The sequence below is a fragment of the Desulfurivibrio nitratireducens genome (assembly GCF_044068515.1).
Lineage (GTDB): Bacteria > Desulfobacterota > Desulfobulbia > Desulfobulbales > Desulfurivibrionaceae > Desulfurivibrio.
In genome coordinates, this window is record NZ_JBIPKI010000067.1 from 1 (window position 1) to 8,687 (window position 8,687).

Here is an 8,687-nt window from a genome sequence, read left to right on the forward strand (position 1 = left end):
AGGGTTAGAATGCCCGGCCAGTCCGGAATTTGGATCTGTTCAAAGATCTTGCCGGGAAGCCGGCCGGCGCCTGGTCCGGAGCGGCCGGGGCTACAGCGGCGTCCGGCGCCTGGGGGGAATCCTCTTGGGGGACAGGTTTTTCTTGATCTTGCGGCATTTTGCCGTTTTCCTCCGAGTTGGTGGGTTTTTTGCGGCCCAGCCACTGACTGACCCGCTCGAGTACTGAACGTGCTTCTTCGTCGCTCATGGTTTACGATCCTGTGGTTTGGTCCTGTTTCAGGGGCAGGACAATGAAATATTCCTTGCCGCGATGGCTGGAGGGGCCGATCCGGCCGGCCGCCCGCAGGTGCTCCAGGGCGGCGGCCGCTTGCTCGGCGGCAATGCCCAGAGCCGCGCTGACGTCGGCGGCGGTGCAGGGTCGGCGCTGCAGCAGGTGCAGCACTTCCTCTTCGTGTTCGCGGGGGCCTCTTTTGCCGGCCAGAGGGTCGGCGGTCACCGGAGTCCGGGGACGGTAATCGGTCAGGATGTCCACCGGCAGGGAGAAATGGCCGGCGGCCGTCCGCATTTCCTCCGGGGTCAGGGGGTGGGCAAAGGTTTCCAGGGGCGGCCGGGCCACGGTGTTGAGCTGGATCCGCTCCGGCTTGATCCGGGCCACCGCCGCCGCCAGGGCGGCCAGGTCTTCCGGCCGGTCATTGATCCCTTTGGCCAGCAGGATTTCCAGCCAGCAGTGGCCGCTGAATTCCCGGCAGAAGTCCTCCAGGCCGGCGATAATTTCCTCCAGGCGACAGCTGGGGGCCGGCCGGTTGATCCGGCGGAAACTGTCAGCCCGGGCCGAATCCAGCGAAGGAATGACGATGTCGGCCTGGGCCAGTTCCCGGCGCACATCCGGGCGGTGGAAGAGGGAACCGTTGCTCAGCACCGCCACCGGTTTGGCGATATTTTGCTTGAGATAGGTGATGATTCGGCCCAGGCCGCTGTGCAGGGTCGGTTCCCCGGAAGCGGTGATGGTCAGGACGTCCAGCCGCTCCACCGCCTCCCGGTCGCGGCGAAAATCGTCGATTTCGGCGATGATGGCGGCGGTATCGGTGTATTCTCCCCGCTCGCTGACAAACGAGGTCGTGGGACCGACTTCGCAATAGATGCAGTTGAAATTGCAGATTTTGGGGGGCAGCAGGTCGATGCCCAGGGAGATGCCGAGTCGGCGGGAGTTAACCGGGCCGAAGATAAATTTCATGGGGTTCGGGCCTGGAGGGAGTTCATGGCTGGGTTCGTGGTGAAGGTTGCCGGGATAACGCGTTCTGCGCCAAATTCGGCAAACCGCCGATTAGCGGGTCTTTTGCCGTGATTTATCGTTATTAACTTACCTCTCCCGGCCCCGCTTGGCAACTCAATTCTGGTCCCGCGTCCTTTTGCGCTCGGGCCGCGGCCCCACTTTCCTTGGCGGCAGCAGTCAACCGTATGCTACAATAGGGCCGCGATCGAACCATTGCGCCGGTATTTTCTCGCCCTGCCGCGGTTGGGCCGGCCACCAACGCGATCATCCCGCCACTTGGGGCAGCCCTTCCACCGAGGAGACCGCCATGTCAGCCCCCGAAGAGATGTACCAGTGTCAAACCAGCAACTGCGGCTATATTTACGACCCCGACCGCGGTGACCGCAAAGGAAAAATTTCCCCGGGCACCAGTTTTGCCGATCTGCCCGAAGATTGGCGCTGCCCGGTCTGCGGCGGCAGCAAAAAGTGTTTCCGCCCCCTGGCCGGCCCCGGTTCGACCAAAGAAGTCGAATGCGAACTCAAGACCGGCTGAGCCCAAGGGAGTCCGCTGGCCAGGGCCGCGGTCGGCGGCAGCGGTAACCTCCGGCTTACCGCTTGACAGTGGCACCACGGTTGCGTAGATTCAGCCCTTCAGGTTTTTTTCGCGGCCAACCCCCACGGCCGGCGATCCCGTGCAAGCCCAGGTAGACGAGGAAAAACAATGCGAAGTGACGCCCTGCGGAAAGGATTGGAACGCGCTCCCCATCGGTCGCTGCTCAAGGCCATGGGTTATACCGACGAGGAGATTCGCCGACCCCTGGTGGGCATCGCCCATGCCCACAATGAGATAATTGCCGGCCATGTCCATCTCGACCGGATCGTGGCCGCGGTCAAGGATGGGATCCGGATGGCCGGCGGCACCCCCATCGCCTTTGCCACCATCGGGGTCTGCGACGGCCTGGCGATGAACCATACCGGGATGAAATACTCCCTGGCCAGTCGGGAAATCATCGCCGATTCGGTGGAGATCATGGCCATGGCCCATCCCTTCGACGCCCTGGTCATGGTGCCCAATTGCGACAAGGTCACCCCGGGGATGCTGATGGCCATGCTCCGGGTCAATATCCCCGCCCTGATGGTCAGCGGCGGGCCCATGCTCACCGGCCGTTTTCAGGGCAAGGACGTCCACCTGGTCAGCGTTTTCGAAGGCGTCGGCCGGGTCCGGGCCAACACCATGAGCCTGGAGGAGTTGGCCGAACTGGAGGACAAGGCCTGTCCCGGCTGCGGCTCCTGCGCCGGGATGTTCACCGCCAACTCGATGAACTGCCTGACCGAGGCCATTGGCCTGGGACTGCCCGGCAACGGCACCATCCCGGCGGTGGCCGCCGCCCGCATTCGCCTGGCCAAGCAGGCCGGGATGGCGGTAATGGACCTGCTGGCCAAGAATATCCGGCCCCGTGATATCGCTTCCGCGGCGGCCTTTGAGAACGCCATGGCGGTGGATATGGCCCTGGGCTGCTCCACCAACACCGTCCTCCATGTGCCGGCCATCGCCCATGAAGCCGGGGTGGAACTGCCCCTTTCCCACTTCAACGAGGTCAGTGGCCGGACCCCGCATCTCTGCAGCCTGATTCCCGGCGGCCCCCACAGCCTCCAGCAACTCGACGAAGCCGGCGGGGTGGCGGCGGTAATGCAGGAACTCTGCCGGACCGAGGCCGGGCTCAACCTCGAGGTCATGACCGTCACCGGCAAAACCCTGGGGGAAAATCTCCAGGGGGTCAAAACCCGGGATTCCGAAGTAATCCGGCCGGTGACCAACCCTTACCATAAGGTGGGGGGCATCGGGGTGCTGTACGGCAACCTGGCCCCGGACGGGGCGGTGGTCAAGCAGTCGGCGGTGGCCGACGAGATGCTGGTCCATCGCGGCCCGGCCCGGGTTTTCGACAGTGAATCCGCGGCCCACGGCGCCATTCTGGACGGCAAGATCAAGCCCGGCGACGTGGTGATCATCCGTTACTGCGGGCCCCGGGGCGGGCCCGGGATGCCGGAGATGCTCTCGCCCACCGCCGCCATCATCGGCATGGGCCTGGGCAAAAAAGTGGCCCTGATCACCGACGGCCGCTTTTCCGGCGGCACCCAGGGGGCCTGCATCGGGCACGTCTCCCCGGAAGCCGCCGATGGCGGTCCCATCGCCCTGGTGGCCGAGGGGGACGAAATCAGCATCGATATCCCCAACCATCGCCTGGAACTGCAAGTAGCAGCCGATGAGCTGGAAAAGCGCCGCCAGGCCTGGACCCCGCCGCCGCCCAAGATCACCACCGGCTACGCCGCCCGTTATGCCGCCATGGTCAGCTCCGGCAGTACCGGGGCCATCCTCCGCTAACCGGGCCGCCGGGGCCCCATCTTCGGGCGATCGGACCGGCTTACATAGCGCACTGTGCGGCGCCGGCCCGGTTACCTCTTTGGTTGGTCAATGGCGCCCCAAAGCGGGCGCGCTGGGCGGCCGGTGGTTTGGTCATCATCGTTCAGCCTCGCCAAACTCCCGGGCGAGGTTGTCATTTTGGGGTCGAGGTGGGTGCTTGAACGGCAGGACCGTCGCCTTTCTTTTGTTCATGCTGCTGCTGCCGGCCGGGATCACCGGAGCCGGGGCCCGGGAGCTCCCCCAGTGGGAACTCAGCGCCGACACCATGCGGCACCAGCAGGAGCCCCGGCGGGTCATCGCCGAGGGCGACGTGGTCCTTTCCCGCTCGGCGGAGCTGGGAGAACCGCTGTTGATCAGGGCGGACTGGATGAGCTACGACCCCGAGCGCGGCGTGGTGGAGGCCCGGGGCCGGGTCCGGATCGAAACACCGGCGGAAAAAACCGCCGCCGCCGCCGCCTCCCTCCACCTGGAGAGCCAGACCGGCTCTCTGGAAGAGGCGCTTATCCACCTGGTGGAGAGCGGCTTGTACCTCAAGGGGGCGAAGATCGAGAAAACCGGGGAGGAGAGTTACGTCCTGGAGGAGGCCTGGCTTTCCGCCTGCCGTCCCGATGACCCCGCCTGTCCCCCGGCCTGGTCCCTGAAAAGCCGGCGGGCCAAAATCACCCTGGACGGTGCCGCCCACCTTTATCATCCCAGTTTTCAGGTCAGGGAAGTACCCCTGGTCTACTCCCCCTACTTCCTGCTGCCGGCCAATACCACCCGGCAAAGCGGTTTTCTGCTGCCCGAGTTGTCGCGCTCCCGCCGGGACGGCTTCGGGTTCAGCCTGCCCTATTTCATCAACCTGTCACCCAGCGCCGATGTCACCCTTTATCCCCGCTACCTGGATCAGCGGGGCCTGCTGGCCGGAGCGGAGTTCCGTTACGCCGCCGGGCCGGCCGCGCGGGGCATGGTGCTGGCCAGTTTTTTAAAGGATCGCCACCGTGACAGCGACATTGACGATTTCAAGGACGACAACCTGCTGCGGGACACCACCAACCGTTACTGGCTGCGGGGCAAGGCGGACCACGATTTCGGGGATGATCTCGTCCTCCGCCTCGATCTCGACCTGGTTTCCGACCAGGACTTCATCCAGGAGTTCAACACGGGCTCCCAGGGCTACAATCGCAACAACCAGGATTTCGAGGAGATGTTCGGGCGCGACCTGCTCGAGCCTTCCCTCACCACCCGCCAATCCTCCCTCCAACTGACCCGGATTACCCCGCGGACCCTGGTGGCCGGGGAATTTGCTCTCCAGCAGGACAGCCGCCATCGTCTGCGCCTGCTGCCCGGCCACAATGCCGACGGGGTTCTCGATCCGGGCGAGACCGCCTTCCGCAACCTGGATCCGTCTCCCCTGCAGGCCTTGCCCCGGCTGCATTATTCCGGCCGGACCCCGCTGGAAAACCTGCCTCTGAGCCTGGCCTGGAGCAACGAATACACTCACTACTGGCGCAGCCGGGGCATTGCCGCCCACCGGCTCGACCTCCATCCCCGGCTGATTACCCCCATCCCCCGCAGCGGCGGCTGGACCGAGGGGCGGATTACCACCGGGGTCCGCCAGACCATGTACCAGGTCAACAGCCACGGCGAGGATTTCCAGTGGGAGCACGACCGCTACCAGGACCGGACCGCCTTCGACCTCGAGGCCAACCTGGCCACCACCCTGGTCCGCGATTTCGCCCTGACCGGCTGGCCGCGCTTCGGCGCCGCCGCCGTCGACCCGCCGGGGGAGCGCTGGCTGGAGCACATGTTCCGCCCCAACCTGATCTACAGCTATACCGCCCGGACCGCCCAGGACCGGTTGCCCGATCTGGACAGCGTCGATCGTCTCGAGGCCCGCAACTGGCTGACCTATGAGCTCAACAATTATTTCGAACTGGGCGGGGTAAAACCGGTGAACGCCGGGGAACCGGCCATGGGAGATTTATATTCCCGCTTTCTGGCTTTTTTCAAGGTAACGCAAACCTATGATCTCGCCGAGGGTCGCCGTGACGATCTGGGGCCGGCGGAGTCGCGGCGGGAGTTCTCCGATCTTCGTTTCGATCTGCAGGCCAGCCCCCGGCCACGCCTCAATTTCCGCTACCAGACCAATCTCAGCGTTTACGGGGCCGGGGTCACCCGTTACGAGCTCCAGGGGGCTTACGCCGCCGCCGGCGGAGCCCGCCTGGCCCTCAACTACCGCTACCTGAAATACAGCGCCATGGTCGAACCCTATTTTTTCACCACCGCCGGGGAGCAGCTCCATGATGTCAGCGCCAGCTTCACCGCCCCCCTGACCGAAAAAATCACCCTCCACGGCCTGCTCAAGCAGTCCCTGACCGACAACCATATCGCCGAAGCCTCCCTGGGCCTGACCTACAAGCCCCACTGCTGGGCCCTGGACCTTGAAGTCCGCCGTTATGTCGAGGAAAAGAGCATCATGCTGATTTTCAGCCTGGACAGCATCGGCCAGGCCCTGGGTCTGACCAAAAGGGATATCTGAGGATGAAGGCTGTCATCGATGTCTTCAATGGCGATGCCGACGGGATTTGCGCCCTGCACCAGTTGCGCCTGGCCGCGCCCCGGCCCGGGGCCCGGCTGGTCAGCGGGGTCAAGCGCGATATTGCCCTGCTGCGCCACCTGGCCGGAACCACCGGGGCGGAGATCACGGTGCTCGATGTCTCGCTGGAGCGCAACCGGGAATATCTGCTGCCCCTCCTGGCCTCCTGCCGGGTTTTTTACGTCGATCATCATTATGCCGACGAAATTCCCGTCGCGGCCAATCTGGAAGCCCATATCGACCCCGATCCGGAACTTTGCACCTCCCTGATTGTCGATAATCTGTTGGCCGGCCGCTTTCGGGCCTGGGCGGTGGTGGGGGCCTTCGGCGACAATCTGCACCGCTCCGCCCGCCGGGCCGCCGCCGCCCTGAACCTGGCCCCGGGGGAGCTCGAGCGGCTGCGGGAGCTGGGCGAACTGCTCAACTACAACGGTTACGGGGCGAGCCTGGCCGATCTCCACCTTGATCCCACCGAGCTTTACCGGGCCGTCGGGGCCTATCCCGATCCCCTGGAGTTCCAGCGGGATTCATCCCTGCTGGCCGCCCTGCGGCAGGGGATGGCCGCCGATCTGACCCGGACCCGGGCCCTGGCGCCCTGGCGCGAAAGCCCGGCCGGCCGGATCTTTCAGTTGCCCCCGGCCCCCTGGGCCCGCCGGGTGGCCGGGGTTTACGCCAATGAGCTGGCCCGCTCGGCTCCCGCCCAGGCCCACGCCCTGCTGGTGGAAAATCCCGACGGCACCATGCTGGTCAGTGTCCGGGCTCCCCAGGAGCGGCCCCGGGGAGCCGATGCCCTTTGCCGCGCTTTCCCCACCGGCGGCGGTCGGGCCGGGGCCGCCGGAATCAACGCCCTCCCCGCCGAGATGCGGGATAAATTCTGCCAGGCCTTTGGGGCCGCTTTCTCCTCTTGAAGATTACGGTCTGTTAGCAGCAGGTTATCGGACCCGGTGAACGGTTGACCATGAATGTGCAACTAAATACTCACGTTATACTCCGGGGGTGGTGGCCGGCGACCACTGCCTTGGTCATTTTTTTATTGACTTTGGGTGGGGCCTTTGCGCTAGCCGGCGCGGCCGGGGAGTTGGAACCGGCGGCGGCCGACCGGGTCGGCGACGACCAGCCCATCGACCTCGACTCCCCGCTCTACCGGGAGCTTTTCCGCGAGCTGGAGCAAGAGCATGGCTTCAGTTCCCGGGAACTGGCGGCCCTTTTTGCCGGGGTCACCATTAACCGCCGGGTGTTGCAGCTGATGGACGCCCAGTGGGAGGCCCAGCCCTATTACCGCTACCGGGCCGGCTTCTTCACCTGGTGGAATATCGGCAACGGCCGCGCTTTGCTGGCCCGGCACCGGGACTTGCTGGACCGCATCGAGGCCGAGTTCGGCGTCGAGCGGGAAATCATCGTCGCCATCTGGGGGATCGAAAGCAACTACGGCAATCGCGAAGGATCCTTCAAGGTTTTTCAGACCCTGAACACCATCTTTGCCGCCTACCCGCGCCGCAGCGATTTTTATCGCAGCCAACTGGTGGAATTTCTCCTGCTCTGCCGGGAAAACGGGGTGGATCCCCGGTCGGTGCTCGGGTCTTACGGCGGGGCCTTCGGCCAGACCCAGTTCATACCCTCCAGTTTTCGGGCCTACGCGGTCGATTTTGACGGCAGCGGCCGCCGCGATACCTGGCACTCGGTGCCCGATGTGCTGGCCAGCATCGCCAATTACCTGCGCCATTTCGGCTGGCGTTTCGGAGCTCCCCGCTACGCCGAACTGGGCTCCGAACTGGGGGATTCCCGCCTGGAAGAGGCTCGCCTGGCGGGCCGGCGAGGGGTGCTGCCCCGGGCTGAAATCGAGGCGGCCCAGGGGGTCGAACTGCCCCCGGTGGCCGATGATCAGCCCTTGCGGGTGGTGGGCCTGGAAGAGGCCGATGGCAGCTGGCGCTACCTGGCGGCCTATCCCAATTTCCAGGCCATCACCCACTGGAACAACTCCTTCCGCTACGCCATGGCGGTGATTCAGCTGGCGGAGAAGTTCAGTGAACAATAACCGTTGCTTTTTTTTCGGCTTAATAATTATGCTGATTTTGTCGTTCTCCTGCGCTCCCGGTCCGGGGCAGCGCACCGAGCTCCTGTTGCAGCGGGATCACCGGCAGATGAGCGACGAACAGCTGCAAACTTATTATCGGGAACTGGGCGACCAATTGGTGCGGGAAACCCGGGCCCGGCGCGAGGCCGGACTGCTGACCCGACCGGCGGAAACGGACCGGCTTGAACTGCTGCGGGCCCGCTGGAACGAGGTCCGAAGCGAATTGCGGCACCGGGAACTGACGCCTTAAGATTCTTGGGAGGGAATCGATGTTGCTTTTTGATGAGCGCTTAGTTGTGGGAGCAAAAGCGCTGCTTGCATCGTTGGCCCTTAACGGCCGCCTGCGCCGGATTCTGCCCCT

The 8,687-nt window shown here is 64.8% G+C and carries 8 protein-coding genes; 6 read left to right on the forward strand and 2 right to left on the reverse strand.

Annotation, left to right across the window (positions count from 1 at the left end; all coding sequences use genetic code 11):
• Positions 1 to 4: 4 nt before the first annotated feature.
• Together ACHHTY_RS11415 and ACHHTY_RS11420 are read right to left on the reverse strand one after the other, a co-directional pair.
• Entirely contained in the window at positions 5 to 247 is a 243-nt protein-coding gene (locus ACHHTY_RS11415) for a hypothetical protein (RefSeq protein WP_395494290.1), read from the reverse strand.
• A gap of 3 nt (positions 248 to 250) precedes the next feature.
• Positions 251 to 1,234: a radical SAM protein gene (locus tag ACHHTY_RS11420; protein ID WP_395494291.1), complete on the reverse strand. Its 984-nt coding sequence runs from the start codon at positions 1,232 to 1,234 to the stop codon at positions 251 to 253.
• Between the two features lie 346 nt (positions 1,235 to 1,580).
• Here ACHHTY_RS11420 and ACHHTY_RS11425 point away from each other — a divergent pair, with 346 nt between their 5' ends.
• The 6 genes from ACHHTY_RS11425 (at position 1,581) to ACHHTY_RS11450 (ending at position 8,576) form a co-directional block, all read left to right on the forward strand.
• Positions 1,581 to 1,805, forward strand: coding sequence for a rubredoxin (locus ACHHTY_RS11425; RefSeq protein WP_395494292.1), 225 nt, complete (start codon positions 1,581 to 1,583; stop codon positions 1,803 to 1,805).
• Positions 1,806 to 1,973: 168 nt separating this feature from the next.
• Positions 1,974 to 3,635, forward strand: a complete 1,662-nt coding sequence (gene ilvD / locus ACHHTY_RS11430; protein ID WP_395494293.1) for a dihydroxy-acid dehydratase — start codon at positions 1,974 to 1,976, stop codon at positions 3,633 to 3,635.
• 196 nt (positions 3,636 to 3,831) lie between these two features.
• Entirely contained in the window at positions 3,832 to 6,195 is a 2,364-nt protein-coding gene (locus ACHHTY_RS11435; protein ID WP_395494294.1) for an LPS-assembly protein LptD, read from the forward strand.
• Positions 6,196 to 6,197: 2 nt separating this feature from the next.
• Entirely contained in the window at positions 6,198 to 7,160 is a 963-nt protein-coding gene (locus ACHHTY_RS11440; RefSeq protein WP_395494295.1) for an acetyltransferase, read from the forward strand.
• Positions 7,161 to 7,270: 110 nt separating this feature from the next.
• Positions 7,271 to 8,287, forward strand: a complete 1,017-nt coding sequence (locus tag ACHHTY_RS11445; protein WP_395494296.1) for a lytic murein transglycosylase — start codon at positions 7,271 to 7,273, stop codon at positions 8,285 to 8,287.
• 106 nt (positions 8,288 to 8,393) lie between these two features.
• Positions 8,394 to 8,576, forward strand: a complete 183-nt coding sequence (locus ACHHTY_RS11450; RefSeq protein WP_395494297.1) for a hypothetical protein — start codon at positions 8,394 to 8,396, stop codon at positions 8,574 to 8,576.
• Positions 8,577 to 8,687: the final 111 nt, after the last annotated feature.

Coding starts and splice junctions, on each gene's coding strand:
- ACHHTY_RS11440 (WP_395494295.1), top strand. CDS start 6,198: ATGAAGGCTGTCATCGATGTCTTCAATGGCGATGCCGACGGGATTTGC.
- ACHHTY_RS11420 (WP_395494291.1), bottom strand. CDS start 1,234: ATGAAATTTATCTTCGGCCCGGTTAACTCCCGCCGACTCGGCATCTCC.
- ilvD (WP_395494293.1), top strand. CDS start 1,974: ATGCGAAGTGACGCCCTGCGGAAAGGATTGGAACGCGCTCCCCATCGG.
- ACHHTY_RS11425 (WP_395494292.1), top strand. CDS start 1,581: ATGTCAGCCCCCGAAGAGATGTACCAGTGTCAAACCAGCAACTGCGGC.
- ACHHTY_RS11450 (WP_395494297.1), top strand. CDS start 8,394: ATGAGCGACGAACAGCTGCAAACTTATTATCGGGAACTGGGCGACCAA.
- ACHHTY_RS11415 (WP_395494290.1), bottom strand. CDS start 247: ATGAGCGACGAAGAAGCACGTTCAGTACTCGAGCGGGTCAGTCAGTGG.